Genomic DNA, 18,940 nt, shown 5'->3' with positions numbered 1-18,940 from the left:
ATTTTTCCTTAATTTTTTCTTATAATAGTAAAAAGTATCAATTTTTACCAAAAGATTCCAACAATCAATGCAAAAAGTGTCGTGTGTGTGTGAAATACATCGCTATACCAAATTCATCGCACGCTTTAATCACCTCATCATCGCGTATGCTCCCCCCGGGTTGCACTATCGCGCTCACTCCTACGCTTTGTGCCATATCAATGCTATCTCTAAATGGGAAAAACGCCTCGCTTGCAAGCACACAACCATTCAAATCTAATCCCATATCCTTTGCTTTGGCAATCGCAGCACGCGCCGCATCTACGCGACTTGTCATTCCCATACCAATGGCGAGCAACGCGCCGTCTTTGACATAAGCGACACAATTTGACTTTGTGAGCGCGGCGATTTTATACGCGATTTCTAAATCCAAAAGTTGCGCCTTGCTTGCGCTCCTTTTTGTCATCAATTCAGAATCCACCACTTCATTTGCCCTCACACTATCGCTTTGTTGATAGACATAGCCTCCACTAATGTGCTTGAAGTCATAGCTATCGCGCCCTCTTGGGAGCACAGCGCAATCTGCGTCTTGCAAAGTAAAGATTTTCATTCGCTTCTTATTTTCAAACACACTTAATGCCTCATCGCTAATATCCACGCACACAAGCACTTCGATAAAAATCTCATTGATTTTTTGCGCGAGGGGCTTCTCTACCCTGCCATTGACTGCCACCACACCACCATACGCGCTAACGCTATCACACCGCAACGCACTCACATAACAATCTAATAAATCCTCTTTTAACGCAAATCCGCAAGGATTGCCGTGCTTGACTATACACACCGCCTTTTTCTCTCCAAATGCGCTGGCGATATTTACCGCACTATTTATATCTGTGAGATTATTGAAGCTCGCCTCACCCTTTTTGCTCATAAAATGCGTGCTAAAAAAGTCATCAAATTCATACAGCGCGCCTTTTTGGTGTGGATTCTCGCCATAGCGCGTTTCACACACTTTAGAGCCTACGATGAAGTTCTTTGCCCCAAATCCTGCATAAAATCGCTCATTTAAATAATTCGCAATAAACGCATCGTAGCTCGCGGTATGCTCGAATGCCTTTATCATTAGCTCACGGCGAAATTCTAGCGTGTCTTTGGTGTGCTTTAATGCCTCTAGCACGCGCACATAATCACTCTTATGCGTTACCACAAGCACAGATTGGAAGTTCTTTGCTGCGGCGCGGATAAGGCTAGGACCGCCAATATCGATGTTTTCAATGATTTCATCAAAATCATCGGTGCGCTTGGTGGTTTGCTCAAATGGATAGAGATTCACACACACAAGCTGTATAGATTCTATGCCATTTTGCTGGGCTTGCACTATATGGGAATCTTTATCACGCCGATATAAAATCCCGCCGTGAATCTTAGGATGCAGAGTTTTCACTCTCCCATCAAAGAGCTCTTTACTATGAGTGTATTGACTCACTTCAATCGCGCTAATCCCGCTCTCTTGGAGAGCCTTAAGCGTCCCGCCCGTGCTTAAAATTGTATAGTTGAGCTTTACTAGCCCTTGCGCAAACTCGATAATGCCCTCTTTATCACTCACGCTTAATAACGCATACATTTACTCTCCTTTTTTGGTAAAATAAAGCATAATTGTAACTTGAATTGGATTTAAGGAGGCTTAAATGGTGTGCGTTTTTGATATAGAATCTGTGCCTGATATTGACTTATTGCGTGATAAATATGGCTTTGATGGCAGTGAGAGAGAAATTTGTCAGCAGGCTTTTAACGCACAAAAGGAAAAAAGCGGGAGTGAGTTTCTCCCTGTGCCCTTTCATCGCATTATTAGCATTGCGTGCGTGGTGTGCGATGAGTTTGGGCGGTTTAATCGTGTGGGGAGCTTTGGCAAAAACGCAAAAGAGGAGCTTTTAGCAAGTCTAGATTCTCAAAACACACAACCTTGTGCGCAAGATTTCACCAACGCGCTTGATAACTTTGAAGAAAATCTCTTGCGTGAGTTTTGGAGATTTTTTAATAAGCACCAACCTGCGTTAGTGAGCTTTAATGGGCGCGGGTTTGACTTAATCGCACTCACCTTGCGTGCTATGCGCTATAATATCGAGGCAAGCGCGTATTTTGAAAAGCACAATCCGCAATTTAATAAAGATAAGTGGGAAAATTATCGCTCGCGATATAGCGAGCGGTTTCACACCGATTTGCTTGAGAGCTTGGGGAATTTTGGCAGTGTGCGTGCGCTCAATCTCGATACACTGTGCCAAATGTGTAAAATCGTGGGGAAGTTTGATATGCAGGGCTCGCAAGTTTTTGAGATTTTTTATGGAAGTGAAAATACGCCAAATGCCAAAAAGCTCGCCCTAGAGCAAATTGAGAGCTATTGTCAAAGCGATGTGCTCAACACTTATTGGGTGTATTTAAAATTCCTTATTTTAAAAGGCGAATTATTGCTCAGCGATTATGCAGATATTTTAACGCAAATGCGCGAAAAGCTCCCATTAGAGCAAAATTACTATGAGCCCTTTAGCCAAAGCATTGACGCGGAGCTAGCAAGGCTAAAAAATGCAATAGAGATTCCATAATTTATTAAGGAGGGTTTATGGATTTAGACGCACCGCACATTAGCTCAAATGGCGAGATTATTAGCAAGCGCGAATTGATAAGCGAAATTGAGAATCTCCTTAATGGCGTGGGCTCTCACAAAGACGCACCCGCACGCTCTAGCGCACTTAGCCAAACCACTCTAAGCACACAAATAATGGCAACTCTTAGCTTTGAAGAGCTTTTGGGCTTGCGTGATAGTATCTTGCAAAAAGACAGCCTAGAGGCAAACAAAGATTGGCTGCTCAATCTTAGTCAAAAGCCATAATATCACCCGACCTTAGTATTTCACACGATTATAAAAGAGTAAATCCAAACTTGGCATTACATTTGCTTTCATCTCAAAGGCTGTTTTATACACGCTTAGGCACTTTGTAGCTTAAAAAATGTTTAAAATAGACTAAATTTTTGTAAGGAGACAAAGATGAGAATCTTTTCTAACCTTTTGGTAGCCTCATTGCTACTATGGGGGGGGGCTGTTTATGCTGATGATGATGATAGAGAGGCATTTAATGAAAATATAAAAGCAGAGCAAGAATCAAAGCTATCGCTTTTTATCGGTGGTGAAATCGGCTATGCAGCCGCACTTTTAGGCACTACTTCTAACGCTACTAACGGTGCGACAACGAGTGATTTCCGCGTGCCTTATGGCGTAGTCGGTGGGAAAGCTGGTATTATTGGATTCTTTGGTGAGAAAAAGCGCACAGGCTTGCGAGGCTATGTAAGCTACCACTACTCAAGCGATGGCGAATACTATTCACACCAGACTGCCTTTAACGCAGAGGCGATTTGGAAACTTGGCAGAAAGTTTGGTATCTATGCTGGTTTGGGTGTGGGCTATGCACATAATGCTTCAATAGAATCAAGCAACATTGCTACCACTAATCCTAATGCTACCACGCTCATTACTGAGCCTAAAGGAAGTGGATTTATCCTCCCTGTGAATATTGGCTTTGAGGTGGCACTAGATACTCATCATACAGTAAGTGTGAATGTGCGTGGCTCTAGTATCGCTGCGAGTGAGCGATTGGGTGCTGCTAACGGCACGACAACATACTCCGCAAGAAATATCTTGCTTACCGTTGGATATGCGTATCAATTCTAACGCGTAAGGATTTTGGGACTTCGCTATTTTAGGCTAGCTTGTGGCTTAGTCGCAAGCTCTGCTTAAGAGGGCTACTCCCAAACCTCTTTATTTATCTCTGTTTATTTGTTTTTATTTACGCCTTAATGAGATTTATTGCATTGATTGGCGTCCTATTAGATTTGAGAATCTTGCTCATAGCGCAATAAATAATGCGCAACTCACTCCAAATAATCAACCTCAAAACACAATTTCTCTCAATCGCTCTTGTAATCTCAATAATAAAATAGGGAAAAATAAGGGGGGTTAAACGAGGAATGCGACCTAAAGATAGGAAGTCCTATCTTTAGAATCAACGCAGTTACTTCTTAGCAACAGTGTCTTTAAGACCTTTACCCGGTCTAAACTTAGGCACTCTTTTTTCCTTTGTGCTGTAAGTTTTGTTTGTTCCGGGAACTTTACCTGTTTTTGCTTTTTGGATTGCAGTTTCAAACTTACCAAATCCTACAAGCTCAACACTATCTTTTTTAGAAAGTGCTTTAGTTACCGCATCTGTGAAAGCATTTACTGCTCTTTCCGCATCTTTTTTGGTCTCAAACTTACCAGCAGTTTTTACCAACTCTACAAAATCAGCTTTATTCATAGCTTACTCCTTAGAATGAATTTGAAAACGCCGTGATTGTATAGGCTTTTTTACATAAAGTCAAGGATTATAAGCGTTTTTGTGTAATTTTTATAAATTTTTTGCCTTAAATGCGCAATTTTTACTCATTTTTGTATATTTTCGTGCTGTAATGGCGTGCCAAATGCTAAATCTTTGGTTGCTTTTTTACCTAAAATATACTTATATTCTCTTGGGTGGATTTCACCACTAGGGCGCAGGACTTTGATATTTTCCCTGCTAAAAACTTCGCCTTTTTTAATGTCCTTTGCCACCCAAATGCTTCGCGCAAACTCACGCCCACTTTTTTGTGTGTTACTTTTTGGTGCGGTGGATACATTTTTAAGGGCATTATCTTTATATGGAGCATTGCCTAACGCAAGATTTGCGCTTTTCACTTGCTTAACAAGCTCGCTAAATCCACGAGAATCTAGACTAAACGCGCTATCAGCACTCGTAATAGAGGAATCCAAAATAAAATGTTTCTCTATCATACTCGCCCCAAGTGCAGTAGCAAGTGTCGGGGCAAGCGTGCCAATGGTGTGGTCAGAAAGCCCAAACTTCACACCGAACTTCTCTCCAAGCAATGGCATTTTGTGGAGCTCTAAGGATTCCAAACTTGCAGGATAGCTACTCGTGCATAAAAGAAGCGTTATATCATTCACACCATTGCTCTTACAAATCTCCACCGCCTCACCTAACTCATCATCACTCGCAATGCCCGCAGAGAGAATCACGGGCTTGCCACACTTCGCCACACACTCGATAAGCTCCAAATCAACCACTTCAAAGCTCGCTATCTTATACATTGGACAACTTAGAGATTCTAAAAATTCCACGCCTTTTGGAGAAAATGGCGAGCTAAATACCACCAAACCAAGCTCCTTCCCAAGCGCAAAGAGCTCTTTATGCCAGCTAAATGGTGTTTGCGCTTGCTTGTAGAGCTCGTAGAGATTCATATTATCCCACAAAGTCCCTTTAATACGAAAGTATTCATTATCACAATCTAGTGTAAGGCAATCGGGCGTGTAAGTTTGGAGCTTCACGGCGTCCGCGCCACTCCTCGCAATCGCTCGCAGGGAATCTTTTGCCACTGCTAAACTCCCCCCGTGATTTGCACTCAGCTCGGCGACAATAAGCGGGCGTGGCAGGCAATGGTTAGCGTGGCAGTCGCTAGAAGATTTGGTGGGGGATAAAAGATTGTGAGTAGAAATGGCAAAGTTTTTTAACGCGTCTTGCTTTTTTGTTTCTGTGGGATTTTTCTTGCTCATCACCACCACATCGTAATAGTGTGAATCTCTATACATATAATCACGCAAAAATCCACATTCCTCATAGCCATATTTCTCATAAAACTTCAATGCACGGGCATTCTCACTCATCACTTCTAAAAAAATACTATGCAAACCAAACTCGACAAAAGCAATATGCTCGATAACTTTTAGAATCTGCTCGCCTTTGTTTGGGAGTTTGAGTGATTTGTTGGTGTAGATTCCAAGATGAGCGTGCTTGTGCGTGATATGCAAACGCGTTAAAGAGCCCACACCATAAATTTGCTCATCTTTTAAAATCACAAAATACCGCTCGCTTTGAGTTTTTAACAATCTACCGACAAACTCAAAATGTGCCTTTTGGCTAATACTCTCGCTATACATCCATTGAGCGACTTGCGGGTCATTACGAATACGCAGGATTTCTAGCAACAATTCCTTGTCGCATTGGATAAAATCACGCGCCTCAAAACCATCAACATTATAATTCATCACTTCTATGCCTTTGGATTAAAATATAAGCCGTATTTTGACATTATAAATCTACAATTTAAATATTTGCTTTAATGCTGGGGCTAAATGCACTCCAAGCGGGAGTTGTGCCAATATATCCGCCTTGTTTTGACGCACGCATTGTGGAGCGAGGGAGGACAAAAGCGCGGGGATTTGGGCGAAATCCTTTGCCTCTATAAACGCGCCTAACTCTTTAAACTGCGCGACTTGAAAGGCTTGGTTTGGTGCTGTCGCAAACATAATAGTTGGCATTTGACTTTGCGCGAGCTCTAAGAGCATTCCCCCTCCAGCACTTATGGCTACATCACAGCACGCAATGAGCGCGTTTAGCTCGTTTGGGCTGAGGTTATGATAGAGCGTTACATTGGCTTTTGGTTGCAATGTATGAGGATAAAGCTCGCCTAGCACAAGATGAGCGTGGTAGTGTCGCGGGATACACTCTAGCACCTGCGCGCTAAAGTTTAGAGAATCTGCACCCCCAAAGTTTATAAAAATATCTTGGATTTGTTCCTTGTGTGTGGGCTTTGGTGTGAAATGTGGCGAAGTAAGCGCGTAGGGCAATCCTAAAGCATAATGCACGCCTTTAGATTCTCTAATGCAATGCGTGGGAGCACAATCTGTGTGTAAGGGGTGTTGTTTTTGACATTGTGGATAAAGCAAATGCGCGTTTGGCGCACCATTAAGCACAAAGCTCCCAGCAGGATACACACCGCGATTTTCATCATCAAAGCACAAAAGCGCGACATCAAAGCGTGCGAGTAAAGCATAATGCGTGCGAGTAAAAACATAGCTATCAACGATAATCCCATCAAAAGATTGCCCTGCAAGACTTTTTATATACGCTATCGTAGCGTTTTTAATAACGCTATACTCACAATCACACAAGGAATCAAGCAGGCAAAAGAGCTTTTCACACCGCCTCAAATGCCCCAAACCTACATTCTGGCTATAATCACAAAAAGCTAAGAATCTCATAGATTGTTGTTTATGCGGTATTGCCACTCCGCTCGCTCCCAATCTTGCTGTGTATCAATGTCTATGGCATATTGAGATTCTATAATCAATGCGAGCGAATGCGGAGCAAAAATGGGCTGTTGCTCTATGAATGCTTGGGCTTTACCAAAATAAAATTGCCCGCTATCGTGGAAAATAGGCTCTAAATCCTGCGAGCGCGTGGAGTGAAATTGCTCAAAAAGCATTGTGGGTCGCCCTGTAAGAATGCCCTGCTCTCCACTTGATTGCGCGAGCTTAAAGGCACGCAGGGGATTGCACGCATATTGTAACGCGCCAAAAACATACAGCACATTTGGATTTGTATCAAGCAATTCTTTGGCTTGGAGTAAATGAGTGCTTTGCAAAAGTGGCGTAGCAGGATAAATGCAACAGATTCTATCATCAGCCAAAAGATTAAGCTCTCTCGCTGCGTGTGCCACGACAGGAATCGTGGGCGTGCTATCATCACTCAAATCTTTAGGACGCATAAATGGCACGCTCGCCCCAAGCTCCCTTGCTACGCTAGCGATTTGCTCACAATCTGTGCTTACCACCACTTCGTCAAAAATCCCGCTTTTAAGCGCGTTTTGGATAGGATACGCAATGATTGGTTTGCCAAAAAAATGTTTGATATTTTTGTGTGGGATTCTCTTAGAACCACCTCTTGCGGGGATAAGCGCAATTGTTTTCATTTTTTAGATTCTTTATAAGTGTTTGCTCTTTTAATATGCAATCGCCCACTTTAAAATATCAAAATGGATAGAAGCTCTCAATCCCGTCATTGATAGGTTTTTTGCTTCGTGTTTGGCTGATTGGTCCTACGGAATGATAGGCGATTTTGGCGTCTGCTAGGTATTTGCTTTGCACGGTATTGTTTTTCTCCACATCATAGGGGCGCACCACACCACTTATTTGAATTATTTGCTTTTCGCCATCGACAAGGATTTCTTTTTGTCCAGCGATGAAGTAGTTGCCATTCTCAAGCACTTTGATAATCCTTGCTGTAATGGTGGCATTGATAGAATCTGTATGGCTCTGATTCCCGCCACCATTGAAGTTTGTCGTATTGTTTGATTTGGTAAGTGTGTAAGCGGTTTGGTTGTTGAGTTCTTGGGTGATTTGTTGCTGTTCCTCATCTTGTCCACCATATTGCAAGACTGGAGGAGTGATATTCCCACCGCTTGTGCCGTTATAAGTTTTATTGGCACTAAAGTTTGCATTCGCGCTCTCACTAATAATCACCGTGATTAAGTCATCGGGCTTCATTGCCCTCCTATCAGCAAAGAGCGGTCTATCTCCTGTGCCAAAGAGACTTCCCGCACGCGGAATCTCAGGGATAAACTCTTGGGCTGGAGATTCCTCGACATAGTTAGGCACTTTTGAAAAATCAATATCCGCCTCAAATCCAAACGCTACACTTACGCAAGCTACACAAAGCATTCTTTTCATTAGACACTATCCTTAGTAATAATTTGCTCTTCTTAAAGCAATGCGCGTTCCGCGTTGATTGTATATGTATCACCTCTGCGTGCGCGTGATAAGACTTTGAGGAAGTGTAAAATGCTCTATCCACCTTTGCTCCTCCTCGCGTTGCTCGCCATTATCACATTCGTGGTCAAACCCAAAAATATGCAAAAGCGCGTGGATAAAAAGGAGTTTGAGCTCATCATCAAAACTATGTTGAAATTTTTTGGCGCATTGTCTTGCCTGCTCGACATTGATGAGAATACTACCAAGTGGAATGTTGAAATTTTTTGGGGCGCAAGATTCCAAAACCTGCCAATCAAACTCCATAATCTCTAACGGGAAACTTAACACATCGGTTTGTTTGTCTATCCCGCGCTCTTTGTGGTTGATAGCACGCATTTGTTTGGCATTTACCAAAAGCACTTCGAGCAATCCATAGCGCAAAATACCATCACGCTTGTGAGAATCTAGCCCACAAAGATAAGATTGGCTTAGTGTAAAAAAAATGTGATGAAATTCTTGTGTCCTTTTTTTTGCATTTATAAGTCTAAAGGTGCTTTGATTGTGAATTTTTAGCAATATCGCTCCTAAAAGAAAGGCTTTTTGTGTCAAAATTTTATGTCATTATAGCCTTAAAAATGTATAATGCGCTTTTGGTTTTTGGATTTTTAGACTAAAATGCAATGCGATTACAACAAGGTATGAAAGAATGGTTGATTATGGAATAAATTTTTGGTCAAATAATGACTTTATCATTGATGATGGGCAAGTGCGCGTGAATTTTAAATCCAAACCCGCGCTTATTGATATTGTCCAAGAGATACGCGAAAGGGGCTATCGTGGTCCCCTGCTTTTGCGCTTTCCGCATTTGATTCGCTCCCAGCTTGATAAAATGTTTGGGGCGTTTGAAAAAGCAATCAAAGAATATTCTTACAAGGGCAAATTTAAGGCGGTTTTTCCACTAAAAGTAAATCAAATGCCAAATTTTGTCCTGCCTTTAGTCGAGCAGAGCAAGGGTCGATGCTATGGGCTAGAAGCAGGGAGCAAGCCTGAACTTATTTTAGCAATGGCTTATACCAACAAAAATACGCCCATCACCGTCAATGGCTTTAAAGATAAAGAGATGATTTCGCTGGGTTTTATCGCAGCAAATATGAATCACAACATCACACTTACCATTGAGGGATTAAACGAGCTAGAAACTATCATTGAAGTGGCAAAAGAAATGGGCGAGCCCTATCCAAACATAGGACTTAGAATCCGCTTGCATAGCACAGGCACGGGCATTTGGGCAAAAAGCGGTGGATTTGGCTCAAAATTTGGGCTCACCTCAACAGAATTGCTCGAAGCTATCAATATGCTTGAAAAGAATGATTTGCTCCATAAATTTACAATGATTCATTTCCATATAGGTAGCCAAATAAGTGATATTTCGCCACTTAAAAAGGCATTGCGCGAGGCGGGCAACATTTATGCGGAATTGCGTAAAATGGGGGCAAAAAAATTGCGTTGTGTGAATATCGGTGGTGGTTTAGCCGTAGAATACACACAACACGAGGGCGAAAACAATCGCAATTACACACTTAATGAATTTAGTGGCGATGTGGTGTTTTCGTTGTGCGAAATTGCTAAAAACAAAAAAGAACCCCAACCAGATATTTTTATAGAATCTGGTCGCTTCATCGCGGCAAATCACGCCGTGCTTGTCGCGCCTGTGCTTGAGCTCTTTAGCCAAGAATACGATGAAAAGGCGTTAAAATTAAAACAAAAAAATCCACCGCTTATCGAGGAATTGTATGATTTATACAACAGTGTGAATGAAAAAACCGCCATTGAATATCTGCACGATAGCCTCGACCATATGGAATCGTTGCTCACGCTTTTTGATTTGGGTTATATTGATTTGCAAGACCGCTCTAATACCGAAGTGCTCACTCACTTAATCATCAAAAAGGTGCTAAAACTCCTCAAACACAAAAATCACAATGAAATCATTCGAATCCAAGAACAAGTTCAAGAGCGTTATTTGCTTAATTGTAGCTTTTTTCAAAGTCTCCCAGATTATTGGGGATTGGGACAAAACTTTCCTGTAATGCCACTTGATAGACTTAATAACAAGCCCACAAGGAGCGCGAGTTTATGGGATATTACTTGTGATAGCGATGGTGAAATCGCCTTTAATGCCAACAAACCTCTGTATTTACACGATGTGGATATTACGCGTGAAGAATATTTTTTAGCTTTTTTCCTCGTGGGAGCATATCAAGAGGTGTTAGGAATGCGCCACAATCTTTTCACTCACCCCACTGAGTTTAGCATTGTCTTTGATGATGAGCTTAGCAAGGGTTATGAGCTTAGCAATCCCCTAGAAGCGCAAACTATCTTAGATGTGCTTGATGATTTAGATTATGACACGAAAGATATTGAGCGGCGATTAAAGCAATATGTCGAGGAAAACCAAGCATTAGATACAGAAGAGAAAAAAGAAGTGCTAGGGCAACTCTATATAATGCTAAGCGAAAATGGCTACTTGCGCACCATTAGCAAGAAAGATAATGAATAAAATGCAAAAAACAAGTCTTTTTGCCCTTATAAAAGAAGATTTTAGCGTAGTCAAGCAACGCGACCCTGCGTTTGAGAGTATTATTGAGGTGTTTTTTTATCCCGGTGTTATGGCAATCGTGCATTATAGAATCGCCCATTGGCTTTATATGCGTGGATTTAGGCGTTTGGGACGCGTAATTATGGGAATCACGGGCTTTATTACCAATGTTGATATTCACCCACAAGCCCAAATCGGCAGGCGCGTATTCATCGACCACGCTATTGGCGTTGTGATAGGGCAAACCGCCATTGTGGGCGATGATGTAACAATCTATCAGGGAGTGAGCTTAGGTGGTGTGAGCTTAGCAAAGACTAAACGACATCCAACCATAGAATCTGGTGTGGTGATTGGAGCAGGAGCGAAGGTTTTAGGAGATATTACCATTGGGAAAAATGCCAAAATTGGCGCAAATTCTGTGGTGATTAAAGATGTGCCTAGCGATTGCACCGCTATTGGAATCCCAGCGCGCGTCATCATAAAAGGGCGTGCCAAAGACGCCAACCAAGCAAACAAACTCCCAGACATTGATAGGGCACTTTTTGAATATTTACTCAAACGAATGCAGGTGCTAGAAAAATGCGTAGATGACAAGCAATGCCAACAATCGCTCAAAGAACTTGAATTGCTATATGAAAACTTCCTTGCCACATTAAAACGATAAGCAATCAAATATTGTGGGTGTTTCCCTGCATAAAGTGGTGCAATTTGTTGTATTCATTTCTGTTAAAATATCGCCATTTTCCTGCTGGAAGTCCATTAAGCGAACAAAACCCATAAGCCACGCGCCTTAAATCACGCACTTCATAACCAAAATGCGCAAACAATCTCCGAATCTCTCTGTTTTTGCCCTCGCGTAGCGTTACGCGCACGCGCGGGAATCTTGGAGAATCTTTAAGAATCTCAAAATCCACAAAAGGTGCGATAAGAATCTTCTCTATCGTGCTTTTTGCGTGCGCCCCCTTTTTATCAGCGATTTCTATCCATTCGCCATTTTCCATACTTTTGGCGATACAATCTAAAAATTTATCACTCAAACCCCTATCGAGTTTGACATTATAAGTGCGAGGGAGCGAAGATTCCATAAGGGCGGTTGCCACCTTTTTATTATCGCTTAAAATAAGCAACCCCTCACTCGCATAATCAAGTCGCCCCACATACACAAAATGCCTAAACTTGGAATCAAGGCTATCATAAATGCTCCTGCGATTGCGCTCATCTTTTTTGCTTACAATTTCGCCCTTTGGCTTATGATAAATAATCGCTGTATAGCCTTGTGCTTGCCTTAATCGCTTCCCATCGACAAAGACAATATCACCATCTTTTAGCACGGTGGTAGGATTGGCAATGTTATTGTTAATACGCACGCGCCTAGATTCTATAAGTGCATCTGCTTCACGGCGAGAATATGTGGAATGATGAGCGATATATTGATTAAGTCGCATTGCAAAATCCTTGTTAAAAGCAATTTTATGGTATTGTAGCAAAAGTTTATCGTGTGCTTGAATAATCAAGCAAGAATTATCGTAATTGCAAAAGGAGCTCTAATGCGTTATAAACTTTTTATGTTTGGATTCCCAGCGATGTGTATAGATTTAGATGAAGTAAGGGATAGACTAAAGATTTATCCAAGTGAGCGCGCAAATTATGAGGGATTAGACCAATGCTACCTTATTGATTTGCAAACGGGCGAGCAGTATAAAATAGGGCTTAATGAAACAAATCACTTCATAGTGTTAGGACTAACATAAAGGGCTCTAAAATCGTTTTATTATGCCATTAAATCTATCGTAATGAATTTTTAGAGGTGGAAGTTGAAAATGAAATAAAATCGTTTTAAACGCATTTAAATGCGTTTAAAACGGCAGAGCGTCCAATGAGGCAGGAGCAAGGATAGTAGAGAGGAAAGAGAGCTCAAAGCTCTGCACGCGCTCTATTTCCCCATTTTTTAAAACAAAGGCATCAATCCTATAAATGTCTTGGTTGCTCGCATCTACGCCTTGAATCCACACCAAACTACTATTTGCCTGCGAAGAAATACGCAAGTCAAAAGGCGCACCGACTTCCTTGTATGTCGCTGGGAACTCAACAACATCGCCATTTTGCACATTTACCGCGCCCACGATAGTTTGATTTTCCCCTTGTGGCAAGGTATAGAGCACATAGCTTCCTGCAAAGTCAATGTGTTGTTTTTTAAGTGCGCTCTGTGGTCCTCCCTCGCAATTCACACACTCATCGCCCATATTTACCCATTCACCACGATACACTAGCGCAGGAAAGGCACTAAATCGCACGAGTCCATTTTGTTGTGTAAAGATTTCATCGCGTTTATTGGCACTTGTGCGCTTATTTTGCTCTTCTAGCTCTTTTTGGTCAGGTTGTGCGATAGCAAGATTCTCATCTACAATGGGGTTGTTTTCATTGCTTGCTTGCTTGTCCTCACTATTTTCTCCCTCGCCACTTTCTTGTGGAGCTGTGGGCTCATAACTACTAGGGATAGCATTATTTTGTGAAAACTTTAAAAGTCCTGTAACCCCAATCCCAACAGCGACACCAACCACTATCACCGTAGCCAATAAAATATTTCTTTTATTATTATCCATTTGAAATCTCCTTAAAAGTTTTGGGTATCTTAATCTTGTAAAAAAGAATCTAGGACGCTTGCGTGTAGCACGGGGCTAAACTCGATGATTTCATAAGTAGCAAGGTTGGCTAAAAAATACGGGTCGCTTTGAGTGAATTTTTGTGCTTGGGCTTTATCGGCAAAATGCCCTATGATAAGCCCACCAACTCGGGGGTTAAGAGGACCTGAAGCAAGCAAAAACCCTGCGTCATAGCCCGTTTGCAAATATCCCCTATGCGCCTGTAAGACTTTCTCAATCTCTTCTAGTGGCTTAATGTAAGTAACAATAATGCAAAATAAATTTTTCATATCTCTGCCTTAGATTCTCTTTATAATGCTTACACTTTAAAATGTGCTACATAATCACGCAATGCCGTTGAAATCTTCTCCAATGCCACGCTCGCGCTAGAATTTTGTCCCATTAAAACAGAAGTTTCTTTACAGCTTTGTTGCATATTTTCAATATCCTTAGTAATTTGCTCCATTACAGAAACTTGCTCTTTTGAGGCATTAGACACATCTTTGGCATTTGAGAGTGAATTATTTGCTTGCTCATAAATTTCTTCGAGAATCTCGCGTGCCTCATTAACCAAATGCAAGCCCTTTTCTACTTGTGGGACAGCTGTTTGCATCGCTAAAACACTATTTTGTGTCTCATCTTGAATAATTTGAATCATTGTGGCAATTTCACTTGTAGCATCCTGTGTTTTTTCTGCGAGTTTGCGCACCTCATCAGCCACCACAGCAAATCCTCGCCCGTGCTCGCCCGCTCTTGCGGCTTCAATGGCGGCATTAAGCGCAAGGAGGTTTGTCTGGTCTGCGATGTCTTTAATGAGTTGGGTAGAATTGCTAATATCTTGGGAATTTTTCTCTAAAGAGCGGATATGCTCGCTACTTTCACTCACGGTTTGTGAGATTTTTTCAATCTCAGTGGCAGTCTCTTGCACCGCATCTTTGCCCTTTTGAGAAAGTTCAGCACTGCGGATAGAGTTTGATTCTGTTTGTGTTGCGATATTTACGACATTATCAATGGCTTTTGCCATCTCCTCAATCTTCTTCGCAGAATCTTCAGAAATCTCCATTTGCTCGTTGCTTGCCTTGCTCGCTTTTTCGGAAGAAAGGGCTACGGTTTGGGCTTTTTGGTTTAAGTCTTTGGCATTAGCAACAATGTCGTTAATGATAGTTTTTAGATTGTCTTGCATTTGCGCGGTAGCACTAAGTAGGCTATTTTGAGCTGTGCTGCCGATAGCTGTGCGCAAATCCCCAGAGGCAATAATATTCATTATATTTGCCGCTACGCTTGGCTCTCCACCAAGTGTGCGCATAAGATTCCTAATGATATACACCGCCACACCGATTCCTGCGACTATTCCAAATATCGCAAGCCACAGACTCTGCACAAGGTATGAGGAAACATTATCCTGCGCCAAATTGCTTGATTTTGTGTTTTTTGCTTCTTGGTAATCAATAAAGTTATTGATAGCTTTAAGCCAAGCGACAAAATCGCTACGAACGACTTCATTGAGAAAATCTCTAGATTCTAATCCGTGCCCGCCCAACTCCAAATCCATAAAATGTTTTACTTCTGGGACAGCCTTGATACGAATGTCTTTAATCGCCGTCAAAAGCTCTTTATCTTTGCTATCAAACATATCTGGGTTTTTGGAAAGTTTATCCAACTCATCTGCGTTTTGGGCATATTGTTCATCAAGCTCTTTAATCAACGCCACAGTGTCATTAAGCTCGTTAATGCTATCAACAAGCATCAAATCTCTAATGCCAATCGAGGTGTCGTGCACTGCTCCACGCAAATTGATAGCATATCGCTGTTTGAGCGCATTGACTTCATTGATTTCCTTAAGCACAGAAGAAACAAAACTCACTCGCATATAACCTGCTATCACTATCACAAGGATAACAAGCACCAAAACTCCAAACCCGAACGCTAATTGCGCGCGCACGGACAAACCACTTTTCTTTACTTTCATCACTCAATCCTTTTAGAGAATTTTTATTGTTAAATATTAAATTCCAAAATAATTATACTCCACAATAATAACCAAAAAGAAATATAATCGGCAAATTAAGTGTGGAGATTCTCAAAGTATTGCTAAATTTCTTGTAAATTTACTCTTTTAAAAGCAAATATTTGCTTGCTTGCTCGCGCTCTAAGGCGGTAGTGTGCAAAATTTCCTCCCCTATGCGGACCTGATAAGTTTGATTGGTGTTGGTTTTTGCGTAGCTTAGCATAAGACGCGCACCCAAAAGTCTATCAACAGAATCTGCGCTCTTTTCTATAAGCCCCACGGGACCGATACAATCAAGCAAAGTCATTGTGTCCATTGTAGGATTTGGCGCACTAAGTTTAGCATTTTCGCTCTCATTTCTCCCAATCACACAGCGTGCGCCATTTTCTAGCACCAGATAACGACCTACTTTTATCATTTCAATATCCTCAAACACCATTTGTCTATGTGATTGTAAATCTTTAATTTTTTGCGCGATAGAATCTTGGGTAAGCAGGCAACCTCCTCCGGGCTTCTCAAAATATTTAAACCCATAATCTTGTATCATTTGTAGCTGTCGTGTGCGCCCTCGCCCACTCACATCAAGTAATTTTTCCCTATCGACCCAACCCATTTTTTCAGGAAAACTCGGTGGCAAAAGTTTCGCGCACATCGGGCGCAAAAGCAATTCATCAAGCGTTTGTGGCTTGCTTTTGTCGCTCCCATCACGACTTAAAATGGCATCAAATTTGGAATCTTTCCCAATCTCGCGCACGAGCTTTTTAACCTCATCGAGTGCTTGTCGGCGTTGAGACTTTGGACGCTGTCCTAACACTTCCCCGCTAATCACAAAATCCGCACCACTCTCAAGTAAATAATAAAACGCATTGCCAAACATATTAGCGTGGCAATCAATACACGGATTAAAATACTTGCCATACCCATACTTTGGCTTAAAAAGCACGGTGTTAAAAAATTGCTCTCTAATATCTAAAATCTTTAACTCCACAGGAATCTGCGCAGTAGCGTTTTTGAAATATTCCTGCTTGTCTTTGTTGCCACCAAAGCCTATATTAAAATGCAAGGCTATAACCTCGATTCCTTGGTCTTTTAAAAGTTTCATTGAAATAAGGCTATCACAGCCTCCGCTAAAAAGTGCTAATGCTTTCATAACTTACTAATTCTCCTTTGCTAAGTTGTTGAATTTTTTTGTTGATATATTTAAGGGCTTCAATCTTTTGAGCACTTTGGATAGACGCATTTGAAATGTGCTGTTTATCGCGCTCATAGGCTTTTATGATAATCAACTTAAGCTGTGCCTCGAACTCTTGAGGACTAGAAATCTTTTTGATAGTATCATTCACCCACAAAGCACGCAAGTGTGGCTCATCTTTTGGCGTCTTGCCAGCAAGAAGCAAATCATACTCCCTCTTATACACTTCAAGCGCACTAGAATCGATATATTCCACCGCAATATCAAGCCATTTTGGATTCTCTAACAAACTTATGATAAGCCCGCTTTCAGCTAGATTCTCATTTTTGTGCATCAAAAATTGCGGGGTTTTATGTTTGGTGATTTTAATAAGATTTGGTGCGATTGCTAAACTCTGCGCAACGAAGTTAATATATTCGCGTTGCAAAAGTGGCTCAAGCGTTTTAAGGAAACTTTGAATTTCTCGAAGTGCTTTTTGCTTTTGGAGTGGCTTGGTTATGTCAAACCGCGCGACAATGTGCTCAATCACAAATTCAATAAATGGCTTTGGCGCACTAAATAGGGCATTTAATTCTTCTAATTTGCCCTGCGCTACCATATCCGCTGGGTCTAAGCCATCATTAAAAATCACCACACCACCGCTCATACTTGCACTTGAGAGAATCTGTGCTGCACGAAATGCCGCATTTATACCTGCATTATCACCATCATAGCTTACAATCACTTCTGGCTCGCCTTTTTTTAAAAGTGGGATATGTTGGGCGTTTAGTGCTGTGCCAAGTGTCGCTACGGCATTTTTAAAGCCCGCCTGATGGAGCATTATCACATCGATATATCCCTCGCATACGATGATTTTTCGCTCTTTATAAACGCGCTCTTTAGCAAAATGATACCCATACAAAAGACGCGATTTGTTAAAAATCCTGCTTTGCGGGGAATTTTTGTATTTCGCTGGGTCGTTTGGATTTATACTTCGTCCGCCAAATCCCACTACTTTGCCACTTGTAGAATGTATAGGAAACATCAAGCGTTCGATAAAAAATGCCCACTCTCGTGTTTTATCCCGCCCAATAAGCCCAAATTCACTTGCTTGAGTTTTGTCATAATTATTGGCATTTAAAAAATTTATGGTCTGAAAGCTATTTCCACTAAATCCAAGCCTAAATTGCTCAATACTTTGACGCGTAATCCCACGATTAGCAATGTATTCTAACATTTGTGGATTCTCAACTAAAAGTGATTGATAAAACTTCGCTATGTCCTCTAAAATGTGAAAGTTTTTGGGTGTATTTGATTTTTCATACTCCAATGGAAAATTCATCATCTCCGCCACACGCTCAAGCGCGTCAGGATAGCTTAGATTCTCATATTTCATCACAAATCCTATGCTATCCCCACCTTCACCACAACCAAAGCAATGCCAAATGTTGCGCGAAGGACTTACAGAAAAACTTGGGGTTTTTTCACTATGGAATGGACAAAGGGCGACAAAATTTCCATTACCAGCGCGTTTAAGCTCAATATATGAACTAATAACATTCACCACATCAACTTGCTCTTTTAATCGCTCGATAGAAAGTTGGGCTATCACTTTGGGATTCCTAATGGCTTTTTGTTACCTAAGCTTGGCGGGAGAAATGCCTCTATGTCTTTTGGTTTATTTTGGGCGTGTTCTTTGTGCCATTGTAAAATGGGGTCTTGTTGTGGGTTTTGGGAATTGTCATATTGTTTGTGTCTATAATATTGGCTTCTGCCATTGTATTCCAAAAAATTTTTCCACGCGCCAGAATTGCTATGGTTTTCTCGTGTGTGAGCATATTCATCGTATGGATACAAAAACGGCGTATATGCGTTGCAATGCACACAAACACACATTGCCAAAAGCAATCGCTTCATCATCATTGCC

At 41.4% G+C, this 18,940-nt stretch carries 20 protein-coding genes and 1 pseudogene; 6 read left to right on the top strand and 15 right to left on the bottom strand.

The window, feature by feature from the left end; translation table 11 throughout:
- Positions 1-64 precede the first annotated feature (64 nt).
- On the bottom strand, positions 65-1,606 hold the full coding sequence (gene purH, locus ACWIUJ_RS08835) for a bifunctional phosphoribosylaminoimidazolecarboxamide formyltransferase/IMP cyclohydrolase (RefSeq protein WP_454150153.1): 1,542 nt from the start codon (positions 1,604-1,606) through the stop codon (positions 65-67).
- Positions 1,607-1,670: 64 nt separating this feature from the next.
- Here purH and ACWIUJ_RS08830 point away from each other — a divergent pair, with 64 nt between their 5' ends.
- From ACWIUJ_RS08830 to ACWIUJ_RS08820, 3 genes are all read left to right on the top strand, one after another.
- On the top strand, positions 1,671-2,582 hold the full coding sequence (locus ACWIUJ_RS08830; RefSeq protein ID WP_454150155.1) for a 3'-5' exonuclease: 912 nt from the start codon (positions 1,671-1,673) through the stop codon (positions 2,580-2,582).
- 17 nt (positions 2,583-2,599) lie between these two features.
- Positions 2,600-2,869 (top strand): hypothetical protein, encoded by a 270-nt coding sequence (locus tag ACWIUJ_RS08825; RefSeq protein WP_454170347.1) that lies wholly within the window; start codon positions 2,600-2,602, stop codon positions 2,867-2,869.
- A 156-nt stretch (positions 2,870-3,025) separates the two neighbouring features.
- Positions 3,026-3,706, top strand: coding sequence for an outer membrane beta-barrel protein (locus ACWIUJ_RS08820; protein ID WP_454170345.1), 681 nt, complete (start codon positions 3,026-3,028; stop codon positions 3,704-3,706).
- Between the two features lie 340 nt (positions 3,707-4,046).
- Here the strand turns inward: ACWIUJ_RS08820 and ACWIUJ_RS08815 are convergent, their stop codons facing one another.
- The 7 genes and pseudogenes from ACWIUJ_RS08815 to ybeY all read right to left on the bottom strand — a co-directional run bounded on the left by ACWIUJ_RS08815 (position 4,047) and on the right by ybeY (position 9,169).
- On the bottom strand, positions 4,047-4,328 hold the full coding sequence (locus ACWIUJ_RS08815) for an HU family DNA-binding protein (protein WP_454150160.1): 282 nt from the start codon (positions 4,326-4,328) through the stop codon (positions 4,047-4,049).
- Positions 4,329-4,453: 125 nt separating this feature from the next.
- Positions 4,454-5,497: a pseudaminic acid synthase gene (gene pseI, locus ACWIUJ_RS08810; RefSeq protein ID WP_454170408.1), complete on the bottom strand. Its 1,044-nt coding sequence runs from the start codon at positions 5,495-5,497 to the stop codon at positions 4,454-4,456.
- A 129-nt stretch (positions 5,498-5,626) separates the two neighbouring features.
- Positions 5,627-6,109 (bottom strand): annotated as a pseudogene (gene pseH / locus ACWIUJ_RS08805) (UDP-4-amino-4,6-dideoxy-N-acetyl-beta-L-altrosamine N-acetyltransferase); the annotation flags it as partial.
- A 51-nt stretch (positions 6,110-6,160) separates the two neighbouring features.
- Entirely contained in the window at positions 6,161-7,132 is a 972-nt protein-coding gene (locus ACWIUJ_RS08800) for a hypothetical protein (protein WP_454170343.1), read from the bottom strand.
- Positions 7,102-7,815, bottom strand: coding sequence for a pseudaminic acid cytidylyltransferase (gene pseF / locus ACWIUJ_RS08795; protein WP_454170341.1), 714 nt, complete (start codon positions 7,813-7,815; stop codon positions 7,102-7,104). Before pseF ends, ACWIUJ_RS08800 begins: the two co-directional genes overlap by 31 nt.
- Positions 7,816-7,873: 58 nt before the next feature.
- Complete coding sequence (gene flgH / locus ACWIUJ_RS08790; protein ID WP_454150166.1) at positions 7,874-8,572, bottom strand: flagellar basal body L-ring protein FlgH; 699 nt, start codon at positions 8,570-8,572, stop codon at positions 7,874-7,876.
- A 69-nt stretch (positions 8,573-8,641) separates the two neighbouring features.
- On the bottom strand, positions 8,642-9,169 hold the full coding sequence (ybeY, locus tag ACWIUJ_RS08785; RefSeq protein ID WP_454170339.1) for an rRNA maturation RNase YbeY: 528 nt from the start codon (positions 9,167-9,169) through the stop codon (positions 8,642-8,644).
- A 130-nt stretch (positions 9,170-9,299) separates the two neighbouring features.
- Between ybeY and speA the strand changes: the two genes are divergently transcribed.
- Complete coding sequence (speA, locus tag ACWIUJ_RS08780; RefSeq protein WP_454150170.1) at positions 9,300-11,153, top strand: arginine decarboxylase; 1,854 nt, start codon at positions 9,300-9,302, stop codon at positions 11,151-11,153.
- A gap of 1 nt (position 11,154) precedes the next feature.
- Complete coding sequence (gene cysE, locus ACWIUJ_RS08775) at positions 11,155-11,856, top strand: serine O-acetyltransferase (protein ID WP_454170406.1); 702 nt, start codon at positions 11,155-11,157, stop codon at positions 11,854-11,856.
- A gap of 4 nt (positions 11,857-11,860) precedes the next feature.
- On the opposite strand, the gene ACWIUJ_RS08770 is transcribed toward cysE, so the two are convergent.
- Positions 11,861-12,637: a pseudouridine synthase gene (locus tag ACWIUJ_RS08770; RefSeq protein WP_454170337.1), complete on the bottom strand. Its 777-nt coding sequence runs from the start codon at positions 12,635-12,637 to the stop codon at positions 11,861-11,863.
- Positions 12,638-12,739: 102 nt separating this feature from the next.
- Between ACWIUJ_RS08770 and ACWIUJ_RS08765 the strand changes: the two genes are divergently transcribed.
- On the top strand, positions 12,740-12,943 hold the full coding sequence (locus ACWIUJ_RS08765) for a hypothetical protein (RefSeq protein ID WP_454170335.1): 204 nt from the start codon (positions 12,740-12,742) through the stop codon (positions 12,941-12,943).
- Between the two features lie 105 nt (positions 12,944-13,048).
- On the opposite strand, the gene ACWIUJ_RS08760 is transcribed toward ACWIUJ_RS08765, so the two are convergent.
- The 6 genes from ACWIUJ_RS08760 to ACWIUJ_RS08735 all read right to left on the bottom strand — a co-directional run bounded on the left by ACWIUJ_RS08760 (position 13,049) and on the right by ACWIUJ_RS08735 (position 18,930).
- Positions 13,049-13,795 carry a hypothetical protein gene (locus ACWIUJ_RS08760; RefSeq protein ID WP_454170334.1) on the bottom strand — a complete coding sequence of 249 codons (747 nt, stop codon included), beginning with the start codon at positions 13,793-13,795 and terminating at the stop codon, positions 13,049-13,051.
- 29 nt (positions 13,796-13,824) lie between these two features.
- Complete coding sequence (locus ACWIUJ_RS08755; protein ID WP_454150177.1) at positions 13,825-14,124, bottom strand: YciI family protein; 300 nt, start codon at positions 14,122-14,124, stop codon at positions 13,825-13,827.
- A gap of 29 nt (positions 14,125-14,153) precedes the next feature.
- Positions 14,154-15,803 carry a methyl-accepting chemotaxis protein gene (locus tag ACWIUJ_RS08750; protein ID WP_454170332.1) on the bottom strand — a complete coding sequence of 550 codons (1,650 nt, stop codon included), beginning with the start codon at positions 15,801-15,803 and terminating at the stop codon, positions 14,154-14,156.
- A 139-nt stretch (positions 15,804-15,942) separates the two neighbouring features.
- Complete coding sequence (locus ACWIUJ_RS08745) at positions 15,943-16,992, bottom strand: 7-cyano-7-deazaguanine synthase (RefSeq protein ID WP_454170330.1); 1,050 nt, start codon at positions 16,990-16,992, stop codon at positions 15,943-15,945.
- A complete protein-coding gene (gene dnaG / locus ACWIUJ_RS08740) occupies positions 16,970-18,625 on the bottom strand; it encodes a DNA primase (RefSeq protein ID WP_454170328.1) in 1,656 nt (551 codons plus the stop codon). Before dnaG ends, ACWIUJ_RS08745 begins: the two co-directional genes overlap by 23 nt.
- Entirely contained in the window at positions 18,622-18,930 is a 309-nt protein-coding gene (locus ACWIUJ_RS08735) for a hypothetical protein (protein WP_454170326.1), read from the bottom strand. The genes dnaG and ACWIUJ_RS08735 overlap by 4 nt, the downstream gene beginning before the upstream one ends.
- Between the last annotated feature and the right edge of the window lie 10 nt (positions 18,931-18,940).

The sequence above is a fragment of the Helicobacter sp. 23-1046 genome (assembly GCF_053654635.1).
The sequence above is the reverse complement of the archived record's forward strand: the minus strand, read 5'-3'. Positions and strand labels throughout refer to the sequence as shown.

What these genes read in the sequence shown, in the direction of transcription:
- ACWIUJ_RS08755 (WP_454150177.1), bottom strand. Translation starts at nt 14,124, where the DNA reads ATGAAAAATTTATTTTGCATTATTGTTACTTACATTAAGCCACTAGAA.
- ACWIUJ_RS08765 (WP_454170335.1), top strand. Translation starts at nt 12,740, where the DNA reads ATGCGTTATAAACTTTTTATGTTTGGATTCCCAGCGATGTGTATAGAT.
- purH (WP_454150153.1), bottom strand. Translation starts at nt 1,606, where the DNA reads ATGTATGCGTTATTAAGCGTGAGTGATAAAGAGGGCATTATCGAGTTT.
- ACWIUJ_RS08825 (WP_454170347.1), top strand. Translation starts at nt 2,600, where the DNA reads ATGGATTTAGACGCACCGCACATTAGCTCAAATGGCGAGATTATTAGC.
- ACWIUJ_RS08820 (WP_454170345.1), top strand. Translation starts at nt 3,026, where the DNA reads ATGAGAATCTTTTCTAACCTTTTGGTAGCCTCATTGCTACTATGGGGG.
- ACWIUJ_RS08735 (WP_454170326.1), bottom strand. Translation starts at nt 18,930, where the DNA reads ATGAAGCGATTGCTTTTGGCAATGTGTGTTTGTGTGCATTGCAACGCA.
- ACWIUJ_RS08815 (WP_454150160.1), bottom strand. Translation starts at nt 4,328, where the DNA reads ATGAATAAAGCTGATTTTGTAGAGTTGGTAAAAACTGCTGGTAAGTTT.
- cysE (WP_454170406.1), top strand. Translation starts at nt 11,155, where the DNA reads ATGCAAAAAACAAGTCTTTTTGCCCTTATAAAAGAAGATTTTAGCGTA.
- ACWIUJ_RS08770 (WP_454170337.1), bottom strand. Translation starts at nt 12,637, where the DNA reads ATGCGACTTAATCAATATATCGCTCATCATTCCACATATTCTCGCCGT.
- ACWIUJ_RS08745 (WP_454170330.1), bottom strand. Translation starts at nt 16,992, where the DNA reads ATGAAAGCATTAGCACTTTTTAGCGGAGGCTGTGATAGCCTTATTTCA.
- ACWIUJ_RS08830 (WP_454150155.1), top strand. Translation starts at nt 1,671, where the DNA reads ATGGTGTGCGTTTTTGATATAGAATCTGTGCCTGATATTGACTTATTG.
- pseF (WP_454170341.1), bottom strand. Translation starts at nt 7,815, where the DNA reads ATGAAAACAATTGCGCTTATCCCCGCAAGAGGTGGTTCTAAGAGAATC.
- ACWIUJ_RS08750 (WP_454170332.1), bottom strand. Translation starts at nt 15,803, where the DNA reads ATGAAAGTAAAGAAAAGTGGTTTGTCCGTGCGCGCGCAATTAGCGTTC.
- ACWIUJ_RS08760 (WP_454170334.1), bottom strand. Translation starts at nt 13,795, where the DNA reads ATGGATAATAATAAAAGAAATATTTTATTGGCTACGGTGATAGTGGTT.
- flgH (WP_454150166.1), bottom strand. Translation starts at nt 8,572, where the DNA reads ATGAAAAGAATGCTTTGTGTAGCTTGCGTAAGTGTAGCGTTTGGATTT.
- speA (WP_454150170.1), top strand. Translation starts at nt 9,300, where the DNA reads ATGGTTGATTATGGAATAAATTTTTGGTCAAATAATGACTTTATCATT.